Source organism: Gemmobacter aquaticus (assembly GCF_007859075.1).
Classification (GTDB): Bacteria; Pseudomonadota; Alphaproteobacteria; order Rhodobacterales; family Rhodobacteraceae; genus Gemmobacter; species Gemmobacter aquaticus.
In genome coordinates this window covers 19538-44054 of record NZ_VOAK01000005.1, presented here as the reverse complement: position 1 = coordinate 44054, position 24517 = coordinate 19538, and the positions used below count along the sequence as shown (strand labels likewise).

The 24517-nt window shown below is 61.6% G+C and carries 23 protein-coding genes; 11 read left to right on the top strand and 12 right to left on the bottom strand.

Annotated elements, in window-relative coordinates; all coding sequences use genetic code 11:
* Nucleotides 1-7: 7 nt before the first annotated feature.
* The 7 genes from FQU74_RS01530 to FQU74_RS01500 form a co-directional block, all read right to left on the bottom strand.
* Nucleotides 8-1177: an efflux RND transporter periplasmic adaptor subunit gene (locus tag FQU74_RS01530; protein ID WP_146284691.1), complete on the bottom strand. Its 1170-nt coding sequence runs from the start codon at nt 1175-1177 to the stop codon at nt 8-10.
* A 5-nt stretch (nt 1178-1182) separates the two neighbouring features.
* Complete coding sequence (locus FQU74_RS01525; RefSeq protein WP_146284702.1) at nt 1183-1818, bottom strand: TetR/AcrR family transcriptional regulator; 636 nt, start codon at nt 1816-1818, stop codon at nt 1183-1185.
* A gap of 119 nt (nt 1819-1937) precedes the next feature.
* On the bottom strand, nt 1938-3080 hold the full coding sequence (locus FQU74_RS01520) for an OpgC family protein (protein ID WP_146284690.1): 1143 nt from the start codon (nt 3078-3080) through the stop codon (nt 1938-1940).
* Nucleotides 3067-4890, bottom strand: a complete 1824-nt coding sequence (gene mdoH / locus FQU74_RS01515) for a glucans biosynthesis glucosyltransferase MdoH (RefSeq protein ID WP_146284689.1) — start codon at nt 4888-4890, stop codon at nt 3067-3069. Before mdoH ends, FQU74_RS01520 begins: the two co-directional genes overlap by 14 nt.
* Before the next feature lie 3 nt (nt 4891-4893).
* The gene (locus tag FQU74_RS01510) at nt 4894-5085 is read right to left on the bottom strand and encodes a hypothetical protein (protein ID WP_158635503.1); all 192 of its coding nucleotides are present in this window, start codon (nt 5083-5085) and stop codon (nt 4894-4896) included.
* Nucleotides 5085-6692 carry an OpgD/OpgG family glucan biosynthesis protein gene (locus FQU74_RS01505; protein ID WP_146284687.1) on the bottom strand — a complete coding sequence of 536 codons (1608 nt, stop codon included), beginning with the start codon at nt 6690-6692 and terminating at the stop codon, nt 5085-5087. The genes FQU74_RS01510 and FQU74_RS01505 overlap by 1 nt, the downstream gene beginning before the upstream one ends.
* Nucleotides 6693-6921: 229 nt before the next feature.
* On the bottom strand, nt 6922-7125 hold the full coding sequence (locus FQU74_RS01500; RefSeq protein WP_146284701.1) for a SlyX family protein: 204 nt from the start codon (nt 7123-7125) through the stop codon (nt 6922-6924).
* Nucleotides 7126-7203: 78 nt separating this feature from the next.
* Between FQU74_RS01500 and hisS the strand changes: the two genes are divergently transcribed.
* Genes hisS through hisG form a run of 3 tightly spaced genes read left to right on the top strand, consistent with a single transcriptional unit; the run spans nt 7204 to nt 10519 of the window.
* Entirely contained in the window at nt 7204-8691 is a 1488-nt protein-coding gene (gene hisS, locus FQU74_RS01495) for a histidine--tRNA ligase (protein ID WP_146284686.1), read from the top strand.
* Nucleotides 8688-9815 carry an ATP phosphoribosyltransferase regulatory subunit gene (locus FQU74_RS01490; protein ID WP_373289060.1) on the top strand — a complete coding sequence of 376 codons (1128 nt, stop codon included), beginning with the start codon at nt 8688-8690 and terminating at the stop codon, nt 9813-9815. Before hisS ends, FQU74_RS01490 begins: the two co-directional genes overlap by 4 nt.
* Nucleotides 9812-10519: an ATP phosphoribosyltransferase gene (hisG, locus tag FQU74_RS01485; RefSeq protein ID WP_146284685.1), complete on the top strand. Its 708-nt coding sequence runs from the start codon at nt 9812-9814 to the stop codon at nt 10517-10519. The genes FQU74_RS01490 and hisG overlap by 4 nt, the downstream gene beginning before the upstream one ends.
* Here the strand turns inward: hisG and FQU74_RS01480 are convergent.
* A complete protein-coding gene (locus FQU74_RS01480; protein WP_146284684.1) occupies nt 10516-10947 on the bottom strand; it encodes a DUF1489 family protein in 432 nt (143 codons plus the stop codon). The genes hisG and FQU74_RS01480 overlap by 4 nt on opposite strands.
* A 127-nt stretch (nt 10948-11074) precedes the next feature.
* On the opposite strand from FQU74_RS01480, the gene FQU74_RS01475 reads away from it, so the two are divergent.
* A complete protein-coding gene (locus FQU74_RS01475; protein ID WP_146284683.1) occupies nt 11075-13357 on the top strand; it encodes an adenosylcobalamin-dependent ribonucleoside-diphosphate reductase in 2283 nt (760 codons plus the stop codon).
* A gap of 865 nt (nt 13358-14222) precedes the next feature.
* On the opposite strand, the gene FQU74_RS01470 is transcribed toward FQU74_RS01475, so the two are convergent.
* Together FQU74_RS01470 and FQU74_RS01465 are read right to left on the bottom strand one after the other, a co-directional pair.
* Entirely contained in the window at nt 14223-15221 is a 999-nt protein-coding gene (locus FQU74_RS01470) for a 4-hydroxyproline epimerase (protein ID WP_146284682.1), read from the bottom strand.
* 15 nt (nt 15222-15236) lie between these two features.
* Nucleotides 15237-16478: an NAD(P)/FAD-dependent oxidoreductase gene (locus FQU74_RS01465; protein WP_146284681.1), complete on the bottom strand. Its 1242-nt coding sequence runs from the start codon at nt 16476-16478 to the stop codon at nt 15237-15239.
* 135 nt (nt 16479-16613) lie between these two features.
* Here FQU74_RS01465 and FQU74_RS01460 point away from each other — a divergent pair, with 135 nt between their 5' ends.
* The 7 genes from FQU74_RS01460 to FQU74_RS01430 all read left to right on the top strand — a co-directional run bounded on the left by FQU74_RS01460 (nt 16614) and on the right by FQU74_RS01430 (nt 22533).
* On the top strand, nt 16614-17435 hold the full coding sequence (locus tag FQU74_RS01460) for an ABC transporter substrate-binding protein (protein WP_146284680.1): 822 nt from the start codon (nt 16614-16616) through the stop codon (nt 17433-17435).
* 58 nt (nt 17436-17493) lie between these two features.
* Nucleotides 17494-18153 carry an amino acid ABC transporter permease gene (locus FQU74_RS01455; protein ID WP_146284679.1) on the top strand — a complete coding sequence of 220 codons (660 nt, stop codon included), beginning with the start codon at nt 17494-17496 and terminating at the stop codon, nt 18151-18153.
* 3 nt (nt 18154-18156) lie between these two features.
* The gene (locus tag FQU74_RS01450; RefSeq protein WP_146284678.1) at nt 18157-18816 is read left to right on the top strand and encodes an amino acid ABC transporter permease; all 660 of its coding nucleotides are present in this window, start codon (nt 18157-18159) and stop codon (nt 18814-18816) included.
* Nucleotides 18809-19534 (top strand): amino acid ABC transporter ATP-binding protein, encoded by a 726-nt coding sequence (locus FQU74_RS01445; protein WP_146284677.1) that lies wholly within the window; start codon nt 18809-18811, stop codon nt 19532-19534. Before FQU74_RS01450 ends, FQU74_RS01445 begins: the two co-directional genes overlap by 8 nt.
* A 44-nt stretch (nt 19535-19578) precedes the next feature.
* Nucleotides 19579-20472 (top strand): dihydrodipicolinate synthase family protein, encoded by an 894-nt coding sequence (locus tag FQU74_RS01440; protein ID WP_146284676.1) that lies wholly within the window; start codon nt 19579-19581, stop codon nt 20470-20472.
* 459 nt (nt 20473-20931) lie between these two features.
* Nucleotides 20932-21621, top strand: coding sequence for a GntR family transcriptional regulator (locus tag FQU74_RS01435; protein WP_146284675.1), 690 nt, complete (start codon nt 20932-20934; stop codon nt 21619-21621).
* A 507-nt stretch (nt 21622-22128) separates the two neighbouring features.
* On the top strand, nt 22129-22533 hold the full coding sequence (locus FQU74_RS01430) for a bactofilin family protein (protein WP_229704481.1): 405 nt from the start codon (nt 22129-22131) through the stop codon (nt 22531-22533).
* A gap of 853 nt (nt 22534-23386) precedes the next feature.
* Here FQU74_RS01430 and FQU74_RS19200 read toward each other — a convergent pair.
* Nucleotides 23387-23587 (bottom strand): hypothetical protein, encoded by a 201-nt coding sequence (locus FQU74_RS19200; RefSeq protein WP_158635502.1) that lies wholly within the window; start codon nt 23585-23587, stop codon nt 23387-23389.
* Between the two features lie 125 nt (nt 23588-23712).
* The gene (locus FQU74_RS01420) at nt 23713-24501 is read right to left on the bottom strand and encodes an SDR family oxidoreductase (RefSeq protein WP_146284673.1); all 789 of its coding nucleotides are present in this window, start codon (nt 24499-24501) and stop codon (nt 23713-23715) included.
* Nucleotides 24502-24517 lie beyond the last annotated feature (16 nt).

Sequence of the window (24517 nt, the reverse complement as noted above, 5' to 3'; positions counted from 1 at the left end):
TTTGACCTCATTGCGTGGTCAGGACCGGGTTCACCGTGTCGCCGTCACGCACAAAGGCACCGGCCTTTGTCACGATACGGTCGCCGGCGGCGAGCCCTTCGACAATCTCAACCCACTGGCCGTCGCGGATGCCGGTCTTGACCGGCACTTCGCTGACCACCCCGCCCGTCACCTTGCGGACGATCGCGCCGGCGGCGCTCTCACCCACTGCCGAAATCGGCACGGCAAGCGTGGCGCGTTCGGCCACCAGAATCTCGGCCTCGGCATACATGCCCGCACGGACGATGCGGGCATTTTCGATCTCGATACGCGCCATGCCCAGCCGGGTCGTTGCACTGACACCGGGTTCAACCAACCGGACCGACCCGCGCAGCGGCTCGTCCGAGGCGACGGTGCGGATCAGCACAGGCATTCCGGGCTGCAACTTGACGAGATCGGCTTCGGCAACCTCTGCCTTCACCTCAAGCGCGCCATCGCGCATCAGGATGAACATGGGCTGTCCCTGCGCGCTGGCAATCGCACCGACCTGGGCATTGCGGGCCAGCACCTCGCCCGAAACCGGGGCGACCACCTTGGTCCGGGTCAGGTTCAGCTCGACATTGGCCAGTTGTGCCTCGGCGCTTTCCACCTGCGCATGCGCCGATTCCAGCGTCTGAAGCGATGCCTCGGCGCGCGCTTCGGCGGCGGTGGCGGCAGCCATGGCCTGATCCAGGGCGGCCTGGCTGGTGTTGCCAGACTTGTTCAGTGACTTGGCACGTTCAGCCACGCGCGCACTTTCATCAGACGATGCCCGTGCCTCAAGCACACCGGCCTCGGCCTGGGCGACCGTCGCCCGCGCCATTGCGAGTGCCGCCTTCAACTGGCTGCGCTGCAATTCCAGCGACGTGGTCGACAGCGTCGCCAGAGTCTGCCCGGCGTCGACATAATCTCCGACGTCGGCTTCCAGCGACTCGATCGGATGGCCCTCGACCAAAGGCTGCACCAGCACCTCATCAACGGCACCAACCAGACCACCGGCAATGACCCGGTGGCGAACATCACGGACGGTAACCTCGGTGACTGAGATCGCGGGAACGGATGCCGATTTTGCTGCCTCGGCGGCCTCGGCAGAAGCGACCGAAACCCCAGCCAGCGCCAGGGTCTGTGCGACAAGGATTGCGCGTATCAGGGAATGCATGAAGTTCATCCAATAGACCGTGCCGACGCGACCTCATTCAAGAGCACATCGGTCATACGTTTCACCAAGGCCAACAGATCGTTCGAACCCGTCTCAAAACCGTGACCGCCGCGCATGGCAACGGCCTTGATCAATGTCACTGCCAAAATCGCATGTGCCTCAAACCGACGCTCTGCCTCTTCGGCGCAAAGGCCGGTAATGCGCTGGAACGCCAGTATGAAATATCGGGTAATCTCGTGCTCCATGTCGAGCACGATCTGTGCGATCTCGGGCTTGCGCGCGGCAGCAGCGGTGATTTCGCACCACAGAGTGCCTTCCGAACAGCCCCGGCTGTCCTGCTCGATCCGCTGATGCAGACCGGCGCGCAACGCCACGAACGGATCAGGCGCACCCAGAACCATCGCGAAGTTCTGCTCAAGCTCGGCAAGCTCGCGCCGCACGATCGCCTGCACCATTGCGGCTTTCGACGGGAAGTACCGGTAGAAGTTCCCGACGCTCATTCCGGCCGCACGGGCCAGATCCTGCATCGAGGCCCCATCAAACCCCTTGTCGGCAAATGTCTGACGGATGCGGTCGAGGATTTCGGCCTCGCGCTGTTCACGAAAGTCATAGGCCCCGCGGATTGTCGGGGTTGCCAGCATCACAGCCACGAATGAACCTCCACGCCTGTCCGATGCGTCGGAATGAATGTTCATTCACTGCTGAAATCACGCGATTCTTGCAAGCCGAATCCGCATTTCGCGATCAAGTTGACGATACGTCAGGCAGCGGCGCGGATTTCGGCGCGCCGCCAGGCCTCTTTTGACCAGGCAAAGGCAAGCATCAGGCCGATACCCCCGAAGATCAGCACGACATCCAGCAGCGCGCTTGGCGGAGCAACCGTCTTGATCCCATTTGCGGCATAGCAGAGCACCACCCCCAGTCCGAACACCGCGAGCCCGTGCCGCCCCAGAAGCGCAAAGGGCGCGGCAAACCGGCTGGCACAGGCGGTTCTCACCGCCGGCCAGACGCTCAGCACATAGGCGAGCGCCAACGCGTGGCTGAGACGCGGCACCGAAAGGAAGGTCTTGTCAAAGGCGGTAAATAGCCACGGCAGGTGCAGGTATTCAGTGATCAGGAAAAGCGTATGGCCAAAGGCATCCGACACCACCTGCACACGCGCCGCAAGCAGCGCGAAGATCAGCCATGCCGCGCAGATGACCACCAGCCAGGGCCGCACCGGAACGAACCGCCGCCCCTCGCGCATCGCAAGACCGGTCAAGAGCCCGAGCGTGAACAGCAACTGCCAACTGAATGGGTTGAAGAACCAGCCCCCCCGGTTGGGGTAGTTGGGAAAGTTGAAATACAGGATCGCAGCCGCGAGCCACAGCAGGATCGCAAAGCCCAAGACCCGGTAGGGCCACCGATACCCGGCCCAAAGTGTCGCGGGCGCCACGAACAGAAGCACGGAATAGAGTGGCAGAATGTTTGCATAGCCCAGCTGATGGGTGAGCAGCGGCACGCCGATCAGAAAGCCCAGCGGGTCGCGGTACAGAACGTGGATCACGTTCTTCTGCATCATCTCGAACCCGCCGAAGTAGCGGGCGGTCACGGCGGCGATGCCAAGGGCAATGACCGTCGTGACGATATGAACCTGATAAAGCGTCCAGACCCGGCGCCAGATCTTGGATACGCCCGCCCAATAGGGGCCGGCACCAGCGAAATACTTGCCATAGGCCATGCCCGCGGCAATCCCCGACATCAGGACAAAGCCTTCGGCAGCATCGGAAAAGCCGAAGTTCCGCGTCGTCCAGTTCTCGAAGATCGTGCCGGGCGTGTGGTTGATGAAGATGGTGATCAACGCGAGCCCACGGAACACATCCAGCCGCGGGTCGCGTTCGGTCCGCGGCTTAGGCGCTTGCACGTGTTGCCTCCAGCAGGATCGAGACGTCTTTCATGGCGATCATCTCGGACTCCCATACCCCCAGAATCTCGCGCTGGCGGCTCATCACCGGGGCTTCGTTCAGGTCGGTTGGCGTGGCAAACAGGCCGCTGCGTGCAGGGCGCGACGACCAGCTGATGATGACGGGCGCCAACATCATCGGTACCAGCACGGGCAGCATCCAGACCACAAGGCCAGGCGCCAGATACCATGTGATCGCCAGCCCCAAGAGGCCCGTCGACACGATCCAGTGACTGGCCGCGAAAGCCTCGCCCACACTCAGTCGCGCATCGCCGCGATTGTTGGTGGGCCAGCCGCCATCGCGCCCCATGAACACCTGAAACACGCTGCGCGTCTGGTAGGCCAGCAGCACCGGGGCTGCGAGCGACGAAAAGAGCAGCTCTGCCATCATTGAGGCAAAGGCACGCAGTGCCCCGCCGAACTGCTTTGCCCGACCGCTCATTGCAGCATGCAGGGCCACGGCAAACTTTGGCAGGATCAGCAGGCCGAATACCCCGATCGCCAGACCGATCGCCTTTGATGTCTCTGCCTGCGGAAAGATCGGGAAAGGCCAGTAGGGCTCCGGGAAGTAGTCTGGCGGGGGTGCATAGAACGGCGCTGCGATAGAGGCGAGCATGAACCCGATCCAGAACAGCGGCGAGATATAGGCCATGATCCCCTGAAAGAAGACGAAGCGGCTCCAGGGCTTCAGGCCCGGCGCATTCAGCAGGCGGACGTGCTGCAGGTTCCCCTGGCACCAGCGCCGGTCACGCTTGGCGTGGTCCACAAGATTCTCGGGGCCTTCCTCGAACGAGCCGCCCAGATCGTCATCCAGCCGCACGCGCCAGCCGGCACGGGCCAGAAGTGCTGCCTCGACATAGTCATGGCTCATGATATGGCCGCCGAACGGAGGCTTGCCCCGCAGCTCCGGCAGACCGCAGCTTTCAGCGAAGGCACGCACGCGGACGATGGCGTTGTGCCCCCAGAACGGTCCGGTGCGCCCCTGCATCATCGCCAGCCCCCGCGCGAAGACCGGCGAATGGAAGGCCGCGGAAAACTGCATTGCGCGGCCAAACCGCGTTTCGGCCCGTGTCACCACCGGCAGGGTCTGCAGCAGACCAATGTCAGGCTCTGCCTGCATGCGGCGTGCCATCTCGACGATGGTAGCGCCCTCCATCAGGCTGTCGGCATCAAGGATCAGCGCAAGATCATAGGCCCCGCCGGATTTCATGATGAAATCCTCTACGTTGCCAGCCTTCTTGCCCTTGTTGTCGGTGCGCCGGCGATAGAACATCCTTCCTTCGGCTTTGCGGTCCTCGATCAGACGCAGGAACCACAACCGCTCACGGGCAGCGATGGCGTCGTTCCGGCTGTCAGAGAGAATCGCGAAATGGAAGAGGTGCCCCTGCCCCGTCGCCTGCAGGCTTTCATCCATCGCGGCAATGCGCGAAAAAGTGGTGACCGGGTCCTCGTTATAGACCGGCACGATCACGACACACCGTTCGGTCAGCGGCCCGTCCAGCTTGCGCAACGGCGGGGCGGCATGCGTTGTCAGACCAAGAAGGCCCTGCACCGCCCCCCAGGCCAGCCACCAGGTAGAAATCAGGATCAGCACCGATCTGAGGACATCGATGAAATCGAGCCCGTCAGATGCACCGAACTGCAGAAACAGCATGAACGCCCCGGCCCCGGCAACGAGGCTGAGCACAATCGCCACGGCCCGCGGCACGGCGGGCCGGTCGCGCGCGGCACGGTCAGGCGCCGAAGGGCCGCGCGCCACGGGTGTCGTCATGTATTACATCTCCTGGCGCGAGGCCGATCCCAGATGAAGCGCAGCAAGAATAGCGCGCAATCCGCGACGGATCGAGAGCGGCTCCGCCGCCTCCAGAACCTGCTTGGGCATAACCAGCGGCGCTTGCGGCAAGGTGCCGAGGTCGCGCACGCGGGTTTCGATCTCAACAGCAGTCATGTCAGCAATGTTGGTCATCATGCATTGATCCACTGATAGAGCCAGGTTTCAGAAAGTTTGCGGCCAAAGCCCGCCACATGGGCCACCATCTCGACGGTGGCGCCGTTCTCGGCCTTGATGTCCAGCGCAAGCCGCCAGATGTCGCTGCCCCAGACACGCTGGAAGCTTTGCGACACGACCTCACCACCGTGAACGGTGACGATCGGTTCGACTTCGGAATCAGCTGGCAGCGGGTCAAGCGGCCCACCGGTGAAATCGACCACGAACTTGCGGACGTTCTCGGCGCTTTCGACACCCGACACCCCGCCGACACCCGAGCGGGTCTCAAGCACATGGGCAAGGTCTGTACGATCCTCGATCGGCAGGCTGCCCCACCGCAAGCGATACGAAAACTCACGCGTGTCGCCGGCCTTGATGGCACCTTCCGGCGTCCAGAAGGCAACGATGTTGTCGTTCACTTCCAGATCCGAGGGGATCTCGACCAGACGGATCACGCCCTTGCCCCAATCGCCAATCGGCTCCACCTCAAGCGAGGGGCGGCGCTCGTAATGCGCCTCGGAGTCCTGATAGTTCATGAACTCGCGGTCGCGCTGGTGCAGACCGAAGGCGCGCGGGCTCTGTTCGCCAAAGTAGGCGCCAGCCAGACGTGGCGGGTTGCTCAGCGGACGCCACAGAACATCGCCATCGGCGCGGGTGATGCGCAGACCGTCGCTGTCATGCACCTGCGGGCGATAATCGTCAAAGGCGTGCCGGTTGCGCTCCGAGAAGAGATACATCGAGGTCAGCGGCGCGATGCCAAGCTGCACGACATCGGCCCGGAAGAACAGCCGGGCGGTCACGTCCATGATCGTCTCTTCGCCGGGGCGGATGACAAAGCGGTAGGCACCCGTCACCGAAGGCGATTCGAGCGCGGCATGGACCACAGCCTCGCGCGCACCCGGGCCGGGCCGCTCCACCCAGAACGCCGAGAAGCGCGGGAATTCTTCGGCCGTGTCGGTCGCGGTGTTCAACGCAAGACCGCGGGCGGAAAGCCCGTAGCCCGACCCCTGCCCCAATGCACGGAAGTAAGAAGCGCCGAGGAAGGCCACCACTTCGTCCATTACGTCAAGGCGATTGAGCGGATAGTGCAGACGGAAGCCCGCGACACCCGGCATCTTTTCACCTGCCGGAACCTTTGCGGCCAGTTCGTTCAGGAAACGGAAGTCGTCAGTCGAGAACGCCATCTCAGACGCCTGACCGTCCTTCACCTCGTAAAGCTGCACCGGCTCGGCAAAGAGCCACCCCATCGGGAAGGCGTGCAGCTGGAACTGCCCGTCCTTGTCGTCGCGCCAGCGGGCACGGTCAGGATTGAAGCTTACGAGCCGGTAGTCGTCATACTTCAGACCCGCAAAGAAGCCGGAAATCTTGTCGGGCGCAGCAAAGGGCTGGGCCGCCTTGTCGCGCATCTGCTGGGTCAGCAGATCAAATGAGAATTGCTGCGGCGCAGCAGGTGTCGGGGCGACAGCCTCTTGCGCATGTGCGATGCCGAACCGCGCCCCGGACAGGGAAAGCGCTGCTGACGAGGTTGCCGCCAGAATCAGCGCACGGCGGGACAGGGAAGGAACGGCAACACGGCCGACGGGCATGATGTATTTTCCGATACTTACGCGGCGCGCTTTGGCGCACCCTCTTTCGCGCTGCTATATCTGTGAGCAGATGCTTTTTGCAAGATCACCTCGCTGTTGCGTTACCGCCTGAGCGTGAATCTGCCCGCCTGTTGCAGTGCAGCAAACACCCATCGGCGAAACCTTGCGCGAAAGGGGGCATGCCGGCATTTTTATTGCCCCATTGTCGGGCGACAGGGCCTTGATGCGCCTACCAATGTGGCGGTTTTTGATCGGCCAAGGGAATCGCCCCAAGCCCTTCACCTTCCTGCGCCTCGCGTTCCGCCTCTCGCAGAAGCAGCATTGCGACTCGGCGAGTCAGGGTGTCGATCTCACCCGCCTGACGGGCGACGACGTCGGACAGCTCATCCACCGCGCGGATCAGATGGGCAATGCGTTCTTCCAGTTCCATCATGCTGCTCATCCGCACCTCCACTTGTTCTGAAACGCCCCATCCGCTAAGGCAGGCCCGATTGCAAGCGAGGCCGAGCCCATGACGAAGGAAAAACCCGCCCGTCGCCCCAAGGCCGAACCGCCCAAGGGCTTTCGCGACTATTTTGGTGCCGAAGTCACCGAGCGCAAGGCGATGCTGGATCAGATCGCCGGGGTTTACCATGCCTACGGCTTTGATCCGCTGGAAACCAGCGCGGTAGAGACGGTCGAGGCGCTTGGCAAGTTCCTGCCCGATGTCGACCGCCCGAACGAGGGCGTGTTCGGCTGGCAGGACGAGGACGACCAATGGCTTGCGCTGCGCTATGACCTGACCGCGCCGCTGGCGCGCGTTGCCGCGCAGTTCCGCAACGACCTGCCCTCGCCCTATCGCCGCTATGCGATGGGGCCAGTCTGGCGCAATGAAAAGCCGGGGCCGGGGCGCTTCCGCCAGTTCTATCAGTGCGACGCCGATACGGTTGGCAGCCCGACCGTTGCCGCCGACGCCGAGATCTGCGCCATGCTGTCCGACGCGCTTGAGGTCGTGGGCATTCCGCGCGGCGACTACATCGTGCGGGTGAACAACCGCAAGGTGCTGAACGGCGTGATGGAGGTTGCGGGCGTACTGGACCCGTCCGATCCTGCGCGCTTTGAAGCCGAACGCGGCATCGTGCTGCGCGCCATCGACAAGATCGACCGTCTGGGCGAGGACGGCGTGCGCGCCCTGCTGGGTGCCGGCCGCAAGGATGAAAGCGGCGACTTCACCAAGGGTGCGGGACTGGGGGCCGAGCAGGCCGAGGTCGTCATGGCCTTCATGGCCGCCAAACGCGATACAGGTGTCGCAACGGCGTCGCGTCTGCGCGAGCTTGTTGGTGGCTCGGCCATCGGCCTTGAAGGTGTGCAAGAGCTGGAAACCATGGCCGAACTGCTGGACGCCCAAGGCTATGGGCCGGATCGCATCGTGCTGGATCCGGGTGTCGTCCGGGGTCTTGGCTACTACACCGGCCCGGTGTTCGAGGCGGAGCTGACCTTTGAGATTCTCGACGAGAAAGGCCGCAAGCGCCAGTTCGGCTCTGTCTCGGGCGGCGGGCGGTATGATGATCTGGTCAAGCGCTTCACCGGACAGGCCGTGCCTGCGACCGGCGTCTCGATCGGGGTGGACCGTCTGCTGGCCGCGCTTCGCGCCAAGGGTCGCGTCGGTGGGGCCACGGCAGGGCCGGTGATCGTCACCGTCATGGACCGTGACCGCATGGCCGATTACATGGCGATGGTGGGCGAGTTGCGCCGCGCCGGCATCCGGGCCGAGATGTATCTGGGCAACCCCAAGAACTTTGGTAACCAGCTGAAATACGCCGACAAGCGCGAAAGCCCGGTCGCCGTGATCCAGGGCGGGGATGAGGCAGCCAAGGGCACGATCATTCTGAAGGATCTGGTGCTTGGCGCAAAGATCGCCCAAAGCGCCACGCTTGAGGAATGGAAGGATCGCCCCGCGCAGGTCGAGGTTGCCCGCAGCGATCTGGTCAGCGCCGTGCGCCGGATGCTGGATCAATGACCATCACCCCTGAAGCCCGCGCCGAGGCCGAGGCGCTGTTTGCCGCCTTCCGCGCCACGGGTGCCGCACCGGTCGAGGCCGATGTGCTGCAACCTGCCGGAACGCTGCTCGATCTTTACGGCGAGGACATCCGCGCCCGCGCCTATGTCACGCAAGACCCGCTGCGCGGCGAGATGGTGCTGCGTCCTGATTTCACCGTACCGGTGGTGCAGGCGCATATGGCGGATGGGGCGGAGCCTGCGCGCTATTGCTATATGGGCGAAGTGTTCCGCAAACAGGATCACCTTGGCCCGCGCGCCAGCGAATACCTTCAGGTCGGGTTCGAGGTCTTTGACCGCGATGCCCCCAAGGCCGATGCCGAGGTGTTCGCGCTTTTCGCGCGGCTGCTCTCCCCTATCGGACTCAAGGCTTTGACCGGCGACATCGGCATCCTGCTTGCCGCCATCGAAGGGCTGACCACGACGCCCCGCCGCAAGGCCGCCCTGCGCCGCCATGTCTGGCGCCCGCGCCGCTTTCGGGCGCTGCTTGACCGCTTTGCCGGACGCGCGCCGATGCCGGAAGGACGGCTGCATCTGCTGAACCATCTGCGCAGTGACACCCCCGAAGCCCTGATCGCCGCCGCCGGTCCGCAGATCGGCCTGAGGTCTGCCGAAGACATCGCCGAGCGCGCCCGAGCGCTTGTGGAAGATGCCGAGACCCCGACCCTCGCCGCGCCCGAGGCGGCGCTGCTCTATGACCTGCTGGGACTTGCCGCGCCCTGTGACGCCGCGCTCGCCCATCTGCGCGGCATCCAACCGCTGATGCCCGCCATCGCACCGGCAGTGGACCGGTTCGAAGCACGCCTGATCGCGATGCGCCAGCACGGTGTCGACACCGCATCGCTGCCCTTCGAGGCAAGCCACGGCCGCAGCACGCTGGAATATTACGACGGCTTCGTCTTTTCCTTCCACCGCAATGGCAGCGCGGCCGTTGACGGGGGTGTTGACGGGGCCGAACCCCCTATCGCCTCGGGCGGTCGCTATGATGCCCTGACCGCGATCCTTGGTCAGGGCCGGTCGATTCCGGCCGTGGGTGGCATCATCCGGCCCGCCCTCGTCGCCACGCTGAAAGGGGTCGACGCATGAGCCTGAAAATCGGCGTGCCGTCCAAGGGGCGGCTCATGGAAAAGACCTTTGACTGGTTCGGCGCGCGCGGTGTGACCATGCGCCAGACCGGGGCCGAGCGCGAATACTCGGGCGCGGTCGACGGGATTGACGGGGTGGAGCTTGTCATGCTCTCGGCGGGCGAGATCCCGCGCGAGCTTTCCGCCGGTCGCATCCATCTGGGCGTCACCGGATCAGACCTTGTGCGCGACAAGCTGGCCGACTGGAATACCCAAGTGGCAGAGCTGGCGACCCTGGGCTTTGGCCATGCCGATCTGATCATCGCGGTCCCCTCGGCCTGGATTGACGTGGACAGCCTTGACGACCTTGACGCAGCGGCCGCGGCCTTTCGGACGCGTCACGGCTTTCGCCTGCGGATCGCCACCAAGTACCACCGCCTCGTACGCGACTTTCTGACCGCAAACGATATCGCCGACTATCAACTCGTCGACAGCCAGGGCGCGACCGAAGGCACGGTGAAGAACCTAACGGCAGAAGCGATTGCCGATATCACATCAACCGGCGAGACACTGCGCGCTAACCACCTGAAAATCCTTGCGGATTCGGTTGTTCATCGCAGTCAGGCAACGCTGTTTCTCGCGCGCCGCGCCGACTGGGCCGCGCCCGAACGTGCGACGCTTGCTGCATTGGCGACAAAGCTCGGGCTCGATCTGCCTGCGCTTTAACGCAGACCGATTTCGGCCAGGGCTCGGGCAAGCTCTTCGGGCAGCGGCTCTTCCTGTGCGCGCCCTTTCGGCAGATCGCGCGGGCTGTCCTCGGGCGCGAGATAGCGCCAGCCCTGAAAGGGGCGTCGGGGCGCGGCCTGCGTGCGGATCACCTCGGTATCCATCAGAAGGGCGCAGCGGTCGATGCCATCACCGCCCGTCACCCGCTCAAGCCCGAGGATGCGCTGACGCGCCAGAACCTGCCCTTTGATGATCCAGTAGAGCGAGCCGCCCGCCAGCAGTTCGGCCTCGCGCTTGGGCCACATGCGGGTCACATGCACCGCACGCCCCGCAGGCCAGCGGTGCGCCTGCGAGGTCTGCCAGTCCTCAAGGTCCTCGACGGACTCGGCGCCCACGCAAAGCTTCAGCAGGTTGATATGATCGGCCATTCCACCACCCGGTTTCCCTGCAACAGATAGACCGCGCACAGGGGGTCGGCAAGGCTTTGACCCTTCCCCCCGATGGGCGTATCCTGTAGGGCCTCGGCCCGCAGACCACCATATGAAGGATTCCCCCATGTCTCGATTCGCCGCCCCAATTGCCGAGCAAATCTGGGACATGAAATACCGCCTGAAAGATGCCGAGGGCACGCCGATCGATGGCACCGTCGAGGATACCTGGCGGCGCATCGCCCGGTCGCTGGCCGAGGTGGAGAAGGACCCCGCCCATTGGGAGGCGGAGTTCTACAAGGCTCTGGAAGGGTTCAAGTATCTGCCCGCCGGGCGCATTACGGCCGGGGCGGGCACCGGGCGGAACGTCACGCTGTTCAACTGCTTTGTCATGGGCACCATCCCCGACAGCATGGGCGGCATTTTCGACGCGCTGAAAGAGGCCGCGCTGACCATGCAGCAGGGTGGCGGCATCGGCTATGACTTTTCAACCATCCGCCCGCGCGGCGCCGAGGTGAAAGGCGTCGCCGCCGATGCCTCGGGCCCCTTGTCCTTCATGGATGTCTGGGATGCGATGTGCCGCACCATCATGTCGGCAGGCTCGCGCCGTGGCGCGATGATGGCCACCATGCGCTGCGACCATCCCGACGTCGAGGCCTTCATCGAGGCCAAGAAAGACCCGGCCCGCCTGCGGATGTTCAACCTGTCAGTCCTTGTCACCGATCCGTTCATGGATGCGGTGAAGGCTGATGGGCCGTGGGAATTGCAGTTCGGCGGCAAGGTCTTCAAGACCGTGCAGGCGCGCGACCTGTGGAACCGCATCATGCGCAACACCTATGACTTCGCCGAGCCCGGCGTGATCTTCATCGACCGCATCAACGCGATGAACAATCTGGGCTATGTCGAGACGATCGCCGCCACCAACCCCTGCGGCGAGCAGCCCCTGCCGCCCTATGGCGCCTGCCTTCTGGGCTCGGTGAACCTTGCGACGCTGGTCAGCGATCCGTTCACGCCCCAGGCCCTGCTTGACCCCAAGGCACTGGATGATCTGGTGCGCCTGTCGGTCCGGATGATGGACAATGTGGTTGACGCCAGCCGCTTCCCCCTGCCCCAGCAAGAAGCCGAGGCGCAGAACAAGCGCCGCATCGGTCTGGGCGTTACCGGCCTTGCCGACGCGCTTCTGATGCTTGGCCTGCGCTATGGCTCGGCCGAGGCAGCCCGGCAGACCGAAGTCTGGATGCACGCCATCGCCCGCGCTGCCTATCTGGCCTCGGTCGATCTGGCCAAGGAGAAGGGGCCCTTCCCGCTGTTCGATGCCGAGGCCTATCTCGCAACCGGCAACATGATGCAGATGGACCCCGACGTGCGCGACGCGATCCGCAAGCACGGTATCCGCAACGCACTGCTGACCTCAATCGCGCCGACCGGCACCATCAGCCTTTATGCGGGCAATGTCTCGTCGGGTATCGAGCCTGTCTTCGCCTATGCCTATACGCGCAAGGTGCTGCAAAAGGACGGCTCGCGCACCGAGGAAGAGGTGGTCGATTATGCCGTGCGGCTGTGGCGCGACCTGAAGGGTGACGCCCCCCTGCCCGACTATTTCGTGAACGCGCAGACCCTGCCGCCGCTGGACCATGTCCGCATGCAGGCCGCTGCGCAGAAATGGATCGACTCGTCGATTTCCAAGACCATCAACTGCCCGGAAGACATCAGCTTTGATGACTTCAAGGAAGTATACATGGCTGCCTGGGATCAGGGCTGCAAGGGCTGCACCACCTATCGCCCCAATGCGGTCACGGGCTCGGTTCTGACCGTCTCGGAGTCGAGCGAGAAGACCCCGGCCGAGGCCCATGCCCCTGCGCCCGCGCAAGGCGGCGAGGTCGTCTACCTGTCCGAGCCTCTGGACCGCCCTGCCGCGCTGGAGGGCCATACCTACAAGGTGAAATGGCCGGGCAGCGAACATGCGCTCTACATTACCATCAACGATATCGTCATCGCCGGCCACCGCCGCCCGTTTGAGGTCTTCATCAACTCGAAGAACATGGAGCACTTCGCCTGGACCGTGGCGCTGACCCGCATGATCAGCGCCGTGTTCCGCCGTGGCGGCGATGTGTCTTTCGTCGTGGAAGAGCTGAAGGCAGTGTTCGATCCGCGCGGCGGCGCCTGGATGGAAGGCCGCTACATCCCTTCGATCCTCGCCGCCATCGGCGGAGTGATCGAACGCCACCTGATCAACATCGGCTTCATCGAAGGCGAGGGCATGGGTCTGAAATCCGACCCCAAGGCCGAAGTGATGGTCGTAGGCGGCACCCCCAAGGGCAAGGCCTGCCCGTCTTGCGGATCCTTCGCGATGCAGATGAAAGAAGGCTGCATGACCTGCCTCGACTGCGGTCATTCCAAATGCGGCTGAGCCGTGCGAGCGGCGTACCTGTGTTGTCCCGACAGGCAATTTTTGTCCATTCGGGGCATGACATACTGGTATAATTTGTCCATTATGAGTAAAATCAAAGAGTTACGCCGCCCAGGTTCCGGGCGGCGTTGTCATGGGTCCGGGGGCGTAACAGCCTCTCAGCCCAAGCTCAAACCAAAAGGCGATCGTCTACAACGACGACAATCTGAGCTGCCAAAACAGCCTTTCCAATATCGTCGTTCGTCATTAGGCGCTGAACAGCATGCTCAGGCGTTGCGCCAAGGCGCGCCCGTCGCTCAGGTGGCCGATCGCATGGGCCATTCCTCGGAAAGCGCGTTCCGCCATGCCTTCCGGTACAAACTTGGCGAGACGCCCGGCCGGGGGCGCAAGGGTTCGTGACGGCCCATAGCTGCCATTCCAAAGTGCCCCTGCGAAGGGCAGCTTTCCAAATCTCAACGCGCTGACGGTCCAGTTGAGACACCAGGTAGAGTGCAGAAGGCAAAGCTGCTGCGATCCAACCTTCCCCATTTGGTAACTCATCTAGAGGCATCAATTCCAGCGAGATGTGCCTCTACTTCATGGTTGGGAGAGATACCCCGCGCGCACTGCAAGTCATAGAGATTTCGTCGCTATTACGGATCCCGGATGTCCATCAGCGTCGCAAGGTGGAAGACCTTGGGGCTGGTCTTGAAATAGGGGAAAGGGGAGCGTCCGGTCATCTCGAAAGGCTGGCTGGGCGGCGAGGTCGTTTAAAGCCCAGTGCTGCTGACAACACCACAACTCCCGAACAAAGCTGAACCCTTGGTAGGTATCGGCTTCGTTCAAAAGGCTTACCCTGTTTTCGAACGATTCCGTCGTCTGATCTTCAAGCTATCTGGAAGCCCTTCATCAGGGGATCACGATCATCGACGAAAATTGTATTGTGCCCGATGATCTGTGCCCAACCGGCCACGCTCGGTCGGATCGCAGGGTTTCCGCCAACGTCTGTTTCGCTTTCAATGCGGCAATTAAAAAGAGTCCGAATGATGCTTTCATGGATGAAGTTTTCACCGACCTTCAGCCGCCCCCTGGCGTGTAACTGAGCCATCCGTGCTGACGATCCCGTTCCGCACGGGGACCGATCAATTGCCTTCGCACCGTAGAAGACTGCATTTCTCGCCGTCGCTTCAGGGTGCCGGGGTTCGTCGCACCACATGACGTGACTGACCCCTGCAATGCGCGTGTCCTCAGGGTGGACGGGTGCGACTGCCTCTTGAACCGCAGCGCGAACAATCGGGCTCAGTTGAACGATGTCGCCCGCCGACATTCGATCTAGCCCGGGCCAGTTCACCTGTGGTTCGATGATCGCATAAAAGTTACCACCATATGACAAGTCGACGGTGATCTCGCCCAAGCCTGGCACAACGATGGCAACGTCGCGGGCGTGAAGATAGCTGGCGACGTTGAAGAGCCTTACATGACGGACATGAGGGCCCTCCATCTGGTATTCAACATCTATGCGGCCCGCAGGAGCCTCGATGGAGAGGCGCCCCGGAACGCGGGGAGTAACGAGCCCTGCTTCCAGAGCAGCCGTCACAGTGCCGATTGTGCCATGCCCGCACATCGGCAGACAGCCGCTGACTTCGATGAAAAGAACGCCAATGTCGCAATCCGTCCGCGAAGACGGGTAGAGGATCGTTCCTGACATGACATCATGGCCACGGGGTTCGAACATAAGGGCCGTTCTGACCCAATCATGATCCCTTTGGAACAGAACCCGCTTTTCGGCCATCGACACATTCGGCAACTGCGGCGCACCTGCGGCCACGACGCGGACAGGGTTTCCACAGGTATGGGCGTCGATGCAAAAGAAGGTGTGGCGCATTTGGGAACTCCAGCTTCAGAAGCGATCTACAGAAAAAGGCAAAAGGTCGACGACAGGCGTGGCGCCGTCAATCAGATCAGCCACCAGCCGGCCCGTGGTTGCCGCTTGGGTCAGCCCCAGATGCCCGTGCCCGAAGGCATGAATAACCCGCCGGTTCCGGCTTGACCGACCAATGACGGGCAGGCTGTCCGGGGTTGCCGGTCGATGGCCCGACCACATTGTGCCATGGGTTTCGACCAGATCGGGGAAGTACCGGCGGGCAAGGCTGACCAGCGCATTCGATCTTTTGAAGTTGGGTTTGGCGTCAAGCCCACCAAATTCAGCGGCACCGCCGATGCGCAAACCACAAGACAGCGGTGTTGCCACGAACTGTCGTTCAGCGAAAATGATCTCGCGCCCGAGTTGAATGCCCGGCGCCGCGATGGTCGTGTTATACCCCCGTTCGCTTTCCAAGAGAACCCGATCGCCGATGGTCGCAGCCAGAAAGCCCGACCAGGCACCGGCTGCGATCACCACGTCTTCCGCCGCTAGAGGCCCGGCATCCGAGGTGTCCACCGTGACTGCACTTTCCGTTGGCGTCAGGCCCACAGCAGAACCGCGGATCACCGTCAAGCCGCGCTGGCGAAGTGAGGTCAAGAGCGCCGAATGCAGGGTCCGTGGGTCAGAGACATGGGACCATTGCGGGGTTGCGACAGCCCGCCGGACAATGGGGCCAAGGGCCGGCTCCATCTCCCGCGCTTGATCTCCACTGAGGTCATCACAAGTGATACCGTGAAGCCGCCTCAGATCCCACGTTCCGGCATCGGCCTGAAAAGCCCGTTCGGTTTCATAGACCGAAAGCGCACCCTTGCAGTGCAATTCGTTCTGCAACCCGTTTGCAGCCAACATCGGCAGCAGGTCGTCATAGGTGCGGTTGTTCAGGCTGGCGAGTGCCTTTGCCCCTCGGAGCATTTCGGTCCGGCTCGATGCATGAGAGAACCGGAGCAGCCAAGGGATCAATGATGGTAGATGACGCCATCGAACGGCCAAAGGACCCAATGGGTCGAGCAACCACCCCGGCACCTTGAGAAAGACGCCCGGCGCTGAAGCGGGAATGACTTCGGACACGGCAATCCCGCCCGCGTTGCCATAAGATGCACGATCTCCTTCGGGGTCCCGGTCAAGAATGGTGACCGTGTGACCACGCCCAAGCAGGTGATGCGCGATGGCGAGTCCGATGATGCCGCCCCCAACGATCAAGACATTCCTGCCAGACATTCCGGGGCCCTTCCGCCTGATGGTTCTGCGGATCTGTCTAGGACAGAATCTTTCAATTGACAACTGTCGATTGGATCCAGTTAAACAATAACGCCGACCCGCTGGATTCGCGGTCGTCCAACATTGGAGGTCATAATGAAGAAGCTACTCGCGGCAGCGATTGCCGTGCCGATGGCGCTTTGCCTGGCGGGGACTGCAACGGCGGACCCGTCGATTGACAACATCATTGCGTCAGGAAAACTGCGCTGCGGCGTCCAACTCGACTACCCGCCCGCCGGTTTCCGCAACGAACAGAACGAACCTGAAGGCTACGACGTCGCTTACTGCAAGGACATGGCAGCAGCCCTTGGCGTCGAGGCCGAGATCGTGGAAACCCCGTCGGCAGAGCGGATCCCGGCGCTGCAATCCAATCGGATCGATGTCTTGATTGCATCAACTTCGATCACGCCAGCACGCGCCCTGTCGGTTGCGTTCTCGCAGCCCTACGTAAACTACATCAATGTTGTTCTGACCCGGGACGACACGAACATCACTTCTTTTGACGAGATGAAGGGCCGCGCGATTGGTGGCGTGACCGGTACGACGACCGAAAAGGATCTGAAGTCCGCCTTCGACCAATGGGCTGATCCGGCAGGTAGCTATACCGGCTATGGCAGCGAGGCGGAAAGCTATCTTGCGCTTAGCCAAGGCAAAATCGATGGCCTCATCGTGGGCAATGCTGCCGCCGCGGCCCTGATCCAGAGCGGGCAGTTCACGAACCTCAAGGTTGCGGGCGATGCGCCGACACCGCCGGATCTGGCTGGCATAGCGGTGCGCAAAGCCGATCAGGACTTGCTTCAGTTTGTCAGGACCTTCGTTTGGTCGCAGGTGACGTCCGGCCGCTATGCCGAGCTCTACGGTCTCTACTTCGGCGCAGGTGAACCTCCGGCGCTTGCCGCCCCGATGGTTGAATACTGAACAAGAACAGGGGCGAAGGCGGTTCAGTCTTCGCCCAAACCTAGAAGGTGAACTGGTCATGTTCGGCTACACGTTCTACTGGTCGATCGTCTGGCAGAAACTGCCCGAGCTTGCGGCAGGTGCAGCCCTGACCCTGCAGATCACGGTGCTTTCCATGATCCTGGGCACCGCCTTTGGGGCGGCATTGGCGATCGGCCGGCAGGGTCGCGGTCTTGGCTTGCGACTTTCGACTGCTTGGGTCGAACTGGCAAGGAACACACCGGCCCTCTTCCAGATCTACATGGTCTATTTCGGTCTGGGGGCCTTTGGCATCCATCTGAGCAGTTACGTTGCGATGGTGGCTGCGCTGACCTTCAACAACGCGGGCTATCTGGCCGAGGTCTTTCGCGGCGGCTTGAGCTCAGTCCCCAAGACCCAGATGTCGGCGGCGCGTTCGCTGGGCATGACCGTCGGCCAAAGCTACGCGCGGGTAGTCTTTCCGCAGGTGTTCAAGACAGTGTTCTTTCCCTACGTCAACCAATTGAACTGGGCCCTTCTAAACAGTTCGCTTGGCATGATCATCGGCTTGCGGGAACTGACTGGTGCGACTCAAGCGGCCCAATCTGAATCATTCCGCACCTTTGAGTTCTTTCTGGTCGCCGCAGCCATCTATTTTCTCCTGTCAAAAATCGTCGAAGTGTCGGCCCGGCTGATTTTCCGGCGCCTTTTCCGGACGTGACCCATGAAAATCACACTCCCCTATTCAGGTCTGCAGTGGTCCGATCTCTGGTTCGTCCTGCAGGGCATCGGCAATACCGTTCTGCTGACGGTCATCGCCGCAACGATAGGAACAATCATCGGGCTCGCCTTGGGTTGGGCGCGGGGCGAAAGTAAAACGGCCCGCTGGGCGTTTGCACCGATCATCAATGTGGTCCGTAGTGTTCCCCTGATCATTCAGCTTATTCTGGCCAGCAGCTTTTTCGCTATGGCCGGGGGGGAGGCTTCTCCGCTTGTGGCTGGTTGCGTCGTGCTCAGCCTCTACATGGGCGTCCTAACGTCCGAGCTGGTGCGCGCGGGGCTGGCGTCAGTTCACATTACCCTTCGTCGAGCGGCGCGGTCCCTTGGCATGAGCTACTGGCAAGAGTTGCGGCATGTTTCGGCCCCGCTTGCATTGCGAGCCGTGTTTCCCGGCTGGGTCGGCACGCTGATCGCGCTGACCAAGGATACCGCGCTTGTTGGCGTCCTTGGCTATGTCGAACTGATGCGCGCCACGCAGATCCTGATCAATCGCACCAATGAGGCCCTTCTGATCCTGACCGGGGCTGGCCTGTTTTACTTTCTCATCTGCTATCCGATCTCGCGCTACTGCCGCCGTCTGGAAAAGGCCATGAACCATGATTGAAATCCGCAATGTCCGGAAATCCTTTGGGAACCATGAAGTCATCAAGGGTGTTTCGCTGGAGGTGAAGAAAGGCGAAGTGCTATGCCTTATCGGGGCCAGTGGTTCAGGAAAATCGACGATGCTGCAATGCATCAACGGGCTGGAGCCGATCCAGGCAGGAGAGATCCTTGTCGATGGCATCTCTGTTCATGCCAAAAGCACTGACCTCAATCTATTGCGCCAGAAGCTTGGGATCGTTTTTCAGCAGTACAACGCATTTCCGCATCTCAATGCGCTGGAAAACGTTGCGCTTGCGCCGCGCATCGTCAGGAAAATGCGCCCGAAAGACGCCTTGGAGATTGCTCGGGAACACCTCGATTATGTCGGCCTTTCAGCCCAGGCGGAACAATACCCTACAAGCCTGTCGGGGGGACAGCAGCAACGATTGGCCATCGCGCGGGCTCTGGCGATGAAGCCAGACTACATGTTGTTCGACGAGGTAACTTCCGCGCTCGACCCGGAACTGGTCGGTGAAGTGCTCGACACGATCCGTAAGCTTCGGACCAATGGCATGACCATGATCATGGTCACCCACGACATTGCATTCGCCCGCGAAAGTGCTGACCGGGTCGCCTTTTTTGATGGCGGTGTGATCTGTGAAATCGGCGATGCGCGACAGGTCATCACAGCCCCAAACAAAGAGCGCACGCAGCAGTTTCTGCAACGCGTGCTGCACTGAGAAAACACCCCAAGAAACATCTGCAATCAAGAAAGGACACCACAATGGCAATCTGGAAGGGCGTTTTTCCCGCCGTTACCACCAAGCTGCACCAGGACGGCAGCGTCGATCTGGCTGCCACCACGGCCAGTATCGAGCGACTGATCGAGGCGGGCGTCGATGGCGTTATCGTTCTGCCGATGCTGGGCGAGAATGCCTCAATGGACATGGTCGAACGGGAAATGATCATTCGGGCGGCAGTCAAGACGGCCAAGGGCCGCGTGCCTGTCCTATCGGGTCTGGCCGAGATCACCCTTGATCGCGCCAAGGCAAACGCCAAGGCTTACGAGTCCTTTGGAGCGCAAGGTTTGATGGTGTTCCCAAGCCTTGGATACAAGACAGACCCGCGCGAAACGGTTGAATGGTATAAGGGCATCGCATCGGCCTCATCGCTTCCCATCATGATCTACAACAATCCGATCGCATACGGGGTCGACTGCACGGTAGAGGTGCTGAAGGAACTGGTCGACACGCCGGAGATCGTCTGCATCAAGGAAGAAACCGGCGACATCCGTCGCGTGACAGACATGTATGTGGCGTTCGGCGATCGCTTCAGCATTTTTTGCGGCGTAGATGATCTTATTGTCGAAAGCTGCGCTCTTGGCGTGACCGGCTGGGTGTCTGGCATGACGAACGTCTGGCCGAAGGAATGCGTCAACCTGTTCGCTCTCTGCCAGGCAAACAAATATCCGGAAGCGCGCAAGATCTATCGGGTTCTCACGCCGTCGTTTCATCTCGATACGCATGTCAAACTCGTCCAGTACATCAAAATGGGGGAGAGCCTCGTCTATGGCGCCCCCGAGTGGACACGCGCACCGCGCCTTCCCCTTGTCGGCGCTGAACGTCAGCACGTCATTGCCACGATCACAAAGGCAGTTGCAGACCTGAAAACGCTCTGACGTCGAACGGTGGTGGCAGGGTCATTGGTGGCCCTGCCGCACGACCGCAAAGCGCCCAGATTACTCAGGCATTTGAATGACAGCTTAACGCCTCAGTTCACATTGCTTCCCTCGATCATGACGCTGCAACCCGGCTATTACCCTATCTCAAAGACAAAGCGGGCAGGCAGATTGTGAACGGATTCGGCACGGGTGTCGTAGTGGCCCATGCAGTCGTTCATCGCGGTCCGTTCCCGGCTATGTCGGACGGCCGCAGCACTTCGGTTGGTAGCCTTGCGATCCAGCGATTTTTCTGGCCGGTCTGTTGTCAGGATATGCCTTTGGCGCGGCTTCCAAACCAGCTTCGCGCAAAGTCATGACGGCCCATAACAAAGTGGATGATCCGCTGTCGCTCGCCTTGCCCCCGCCAGCCAATGAAAGCTATGGTGAAAATGTTGATTGGATCCAATGTGGCGCGAAATGACAACAGTCGGAAATCCCTCTGAAAAGCACAAGCTGCAGCGCCTCAGCCTGCCAGAAGCCCTGGCCGCATCGCTGCGCGAACGCATCTTGAACGGCGAGTTTCAGCCCGGCGAAGCGCTGGTTCAAGAGGCGCTTGCCGCCGAATATGAATGTAGCCGGATGCCCGTTCGCGAGGCCTTTCGCCAGTTGGAGGCAGAGGGCTTGATCGAAACGAAGGTTCACAAAGGGGCTTTTGTCTCGTCAATTTCTCCGGACGAGGTGATGGAACTGTTCGAGCTTCGCGCCTTGATCGAGTGTGACTTACTGCTCCATGCGATTCCAAAAATGACAGCGGCGGACTTCATCGCCTGTCAAGAAATCTTGGGCGAACTGGAGAGGGTCTATACTGAACGGGAAATGGCAAGGTGGGGTTCCCTAAACGCCGCTTTCCACCGGCGCCTGCTGAGCCCCGCAGAAAGAGGTCAATCCATTTTGATTCTTGGCGGGATAAACCTTCAGGTCGAACGTTTCGTACGCTTGCAGCTTTTGCTGACCGAAGCCTTTGAAACAGCTGCCCTTGAACATCAGCAGTTGCTAGTATTGTGCCGTGCCCGGGATGTGGAACAGGCCATCCCATATCTTCGTGATCACATTCTGACTGCGGGGCGTGAACTTGTAGCAGCTATGAAGTCCAAGCGAAAATTTTAAACCAGTCATTTCTTTGCTGGCCCAAACTGTCGCGCGGGAGTGCTATCTGACCAATTCGATCCAGCCTCCGTTCTCCTGAACCCTGCTATCAATCAGGTGGCGAATGGTTCTCTCTACTGGGTTAGAAGGGCGGCGCGGGCCAACGTTTTCGTGCGCACTTCTGCCCTAGTATAATGCGGCTAGAGTTGATCCGGCTAAACCCGGCCAGCGGCTCGCGTCCGAAGACGATGTTCTCGGCAACGGACCTCGCCGGAACCTGGGGCAACTCCTGCTCGATGATCGAGATGCCGACGCTGAGCGCATCACACGATCTGCGGAAAGTCACTTCCCGCCGGCCACGCCGAACACCAACCAGACGCCAAGCAGCCATTGATGCTGACCGCAACGACTGTCCGCTTTCCGCCCTCAGTCGACAACGCAGGCGGCTGTCTCGGCTAGGTTGCTGGACGCCTGCGCTCGGCTGATCGCCGCTGAGGCGCAAGCACGGGCGTTGGCCGATAGGCTGCGATGCTGTTGAATAGCCGGGTAACTCAAGCGGGATGGAGCAAGATGGCGGGCGGCACGGCAGTCACGGTACATTTGCCGGAACCGGCGCAGGCGGGCGCGAAGCCTAGCGTCCTGGCGCAGGACCTGGTGGTCGATGGGGAGATCACGTCGCTTGGCCCGGTCGACCTGCGGGGGACCGTCACCGGGCAGGTCCGAGCGCCGGATATTCTCATCGCCCCGACCGGCGCGATCACGGGGGCGGCGACGGCCTACGATCTGACCATCCAGGGTCAGGTCAGCGGCACGATCGAGGCGCAGAACGTCATGCTCTCCTCAACCGCTATTGTCCGCGCCGATGTCACGCATGAGCGGATTGCCATTGAGCCTGGCGCGCAACTCGAAGGCCAGTTGAAACGGCAGCGCTGATCCCGGCCGAGGCCTCCCTTGGAACAGCATCTTTGACAGCGGGTTTGATCGGGAAGCGGGCGCCCGCTCAAGCCAACTTCTTCTTGATCGCGATTGGCTGGTTGGGCGCGTTTTCTCGATGCGCTTTGGGCAGAGCGAACCCTCGCCCTGCCACGCGCCCGTTGACATTGCTCAGGCATCCCCGCCTCGGCACCAGAGGGCGGACGCCTTGTGTGCCCTTGCCCCTTGTCATGGCGCTCACACCCCCTCCCTAATCTGATCGAGGTCGATCAGCCCGCGCCGGACCCGCGCGCGGACATCGCCAAGCCGGAACTCGTGTTCGTAGCCGACCGAGACATTGCGCAGCAGGGGCCGCCCGGCATCTGGAGCTCGGTCTGCCGATGGGTATGGCCGAAGACCCAGAGATAGGGGCGATAGCGATCGATCAGCGCCTCGAGATTCCAGACGACGCACGGCGAAAGCGGCGTAATCAGGCCCGCCGCGGATGTCAGCCGGAATGGGGTTTTCACCCTCGGGGGATCCCATTGATTTCAATGCAGAATCTCTCAGTGGACAAATTTTGCCTGCTGAAATGGACAAACTGGCTGTACATCCCAAAATCCATGCCAATGAAATCAATGGCTTGCGAGAGGGCAATGGACAAAAAATGCCTGTACGCTCACCAGTGTAGAGGCTCCTGAAGTTTGTCCATCGGCCCGTTTTCGGGGCCGGTGGACCTGAAGATCCAGAGAAACCCGCCCGAGGTGCTGGTTCCTCAAATCCGTGATTTTCACCTGCATGACGCCCCCGAATGTCGTGGGCATCGAGGGGCCGGGAACAACTCGCGGCTTGCATGGATCCAGTGAGAATCTGCTCATGCTACACGGATCGAGACGTAGCAATGGGTGGACCATTGGAAGACGTCGTCGGAAGGCGGGCGGCCAAGCGCAACTCGGCGCTGAACATCGATTGCCACAGGCGCGAACTTCTGGGCGGGCACCTGTCGCGCACCGGCAAGGCAACCACGGCCGTCGCCCGCCTCGGCCGCCTGCCATGCGGACACCAGCCGAGGCATTCAGACTGGCGGCATGACCTGGGCAGAGTCGGCCAGGTCAATACAGAGCAGTAACTTCAGAAAGATCGGAACAGTTGCCGTTCATTTTCCAGTTTCCTGCCGCCAGTGTGCGACGCGTCATGGACTTACCAGCAACAGAAGCCGCCATCGACCAGAAGGTCGACGCCCGTCACGAAACTTGCTGCGTCGGACAGCAAAAAGACGGCAGGCCCCACCATCTCGTCCACCGTCGCCATGCGCTGCATCGGTGTCTGTTCCTCGAACAGCTTGGTCTGATGCACCATCTCGGGGCGCGTGTTCATCGGCGTCGCAGTATAGCCCGGGCTGATGGTATTGACGCGTATCCCACGACCGACCCATTCCATCGCCATGGACTTGGACATGTGGATCACGCCAGCTTTCGACGCATTGTAATGGCACTGCATCAGCCCACGGTTCACGATCACGCCCGACATCGAGGCGATGTTGATGATGGACCCCCGCCCGTTTTTCAACATCGCACGGGACTCGGCCTGACAGGACAGGAAAACGCCCTTCAGGTTGATATCCATCATCTGCTGGAACTGGGCTTCTTCCATTTCCTCGGCCGGATTGGCATTCGCGATGCCCGCCGCGTTGACCGCCAAAGTCAAGGCACCGAGCTCGGACTCGGTGCGAGCCACGGCGTCGTTCAGAGCGGCGCCGCTCGTCACATCGGCCGCAATCTGGATGCTGCGGCGGCCCGCGGTCGCAATGAATTCAGCGGTGCGGGCCACTCCGTCATCCGTGCGGCGGTCCAAAAGCGCAACATCGGCGCCACATTGTGCCAGCCCCATCGCGATGCGCTGGCCGATGCCACTTCCGGCTCCGGTCACCAAGGCGACATTGCCAGAGAGATCAAACATCTTCGGCGCGTTCAAAGTGATATCGGACATCTTCCCCATTTCCCCG

Bases quoted from the DNA above. Each gene is read 5' to 3' on its own strand.
- FQU74_RS01530 (WP_146284691.1), bottom strand. From the start codon at position 1,177: ATGCATTCCCTGATACGCGCAATCCTTGTCGCACAGACCCTGGCGCTG.
- FQU74_RS01525 (WP_146284702.1), bottom strand. From the start codon at position 1,818: ATGCTGGCAACCCCGACAATCCGCGGGGCCTATGACTTTCGTGAACAG.
- mdoH (WP_146284689.1), bottom strand. From the start codon at position 4,890: ATGACGACACCCGTGGCGCGCGGCCCTTCGGCGCCTGACCGTGCCGCG.
- FQU74_RS01510 (WP_158635503.1), bottom strand. From the start codon at position 5,085: ATGACCAACATTGCTGACATGACTGCTGTTGAGATCGAAACCCGCGTG.
- FQU74_RS01505 (WP_146284687.1), bottom strand. From the start codon at position 6,692: ATGCCCGTCGGCCGTGTTGCCGTTCCTTCCCTGTCCCGCCGTGCGCTG.
- FQU74_RS01500 (WP_146284701.1), bottom strand. From the start codon at position 7,125: ATGATGGAACTGGAAGAACGCATTGCCCATCTGATCCGCGCGGTGGAT.
- hisS (WP_146284686.1), top strand. From the start codon at position 7,204: ATGACGAAGGAAAAACCCGCCCGTCGCCCCAAGGCCGAACCGCCCAAG.
- FQU74_RS01490 (WP_373289060.1), top strand. From the start codon at position 8,688: ATGACCATCACCCCTGAAGCCCGCGCCGAGGCCGAGGCGCTGTTTGCC.
- hisG (WP_146284685.1), top strand. From the start codon at position 9,812: ATGAGCCTGAAAATCGGCGTGCCGTCCAAGGGGCGGCTCATGGAAAAG.
- FQU74_RS01480 (WP_146284684.1), bottom strand. From the start codon at position 10,947: ATGGCCGATCATATCAACCTGCTGAAGCTTTGCGTGGGCGCCGAGTCC.
- FQU74_RS01475 (WP_146284683.1), top strand. From the start codon at position 11,075: ATGTCTCGATTCGCCGCCCCAATTGCCGAGCAAATCTGGGACATGAAA.
- FQU74_RS01470 (WP_146284682.1), bottom strand. From the start codon at position 15,221: ATGCGCCACACCTTCTTTTGCATCGACGCCCATACCTGTGGAAACCCT.
- FQU74_RS01465 (WP_146284681.1), bottom strand. From the start codon at position 16,478: ATGTCTGGCAGGAATGTCTTGATCGTTGGGGGCGGCATCATCGGACTC.
- FQU74_RS01460 (WP_146284680.1), top strand. From the start codon at position 16,614: ATGAAGAAGCTACTCGCGGCAGCGATTGCCGTGCCGATGGCGCTTTGC.
- FQU74_RS01455 (WP_146284679.1), top strand. From the start codon at position 17,494: ATGTTCGGCTACACGTTCTACTGGTCGATCGTCTGGCAGAAACTGCCC.
- FQU74_RS01450 (WP_146284678.1), top strand. From the start codon at position 18,157: ATGAAAATCACACTCCCCTATTCAGGTCTGCAGTGGTCCGATCTCTGG.
- FQU74_RS01445 (WP_146284677.1), top strand. From the start codon at position 18,809: ATGATTGAAATCCGCAATGTCCGGAAATCCTTTGGGAACCATGAAGTC.
- FQU74_RS01440 (WP_146284676.1), top strand. From the start codon at position 19,579: ATGGCAATCTGGAAGGGCGTTTTTCCCGCCGTTACCACCAAGCTGCAC.
- FQU74_RS01435 (WP_146284675.1), top strand. From the start codon at position 20,932: ATGACAACAGTCGGAAATCCCTCTGAAAAGCACAAGCTGCAGCGCCTC.
- FQU74_RS01430 (WP_229704481.1), top strand. From the start codon at position 22,129: ATGCTGTTGAATAGCCGGGTAACTCAAGCGGGATGGAGCAAGATGGCG.
- FQU74_RS19200 (WP_158635502.1), bottom strand. From the start codon at position 23,587: ATGCCTCGGCTGGTGTCCGCATGGCAGGCGGCCGAGGCGGGCGACGGC.
- FQU74_RS01420 (WP_146284673.1), bottom strand. From the start codon at position 24,501: ATGTCCGATATCACTTTGAACGCGCCGAAGATGTTTGATCTCTCTGGC.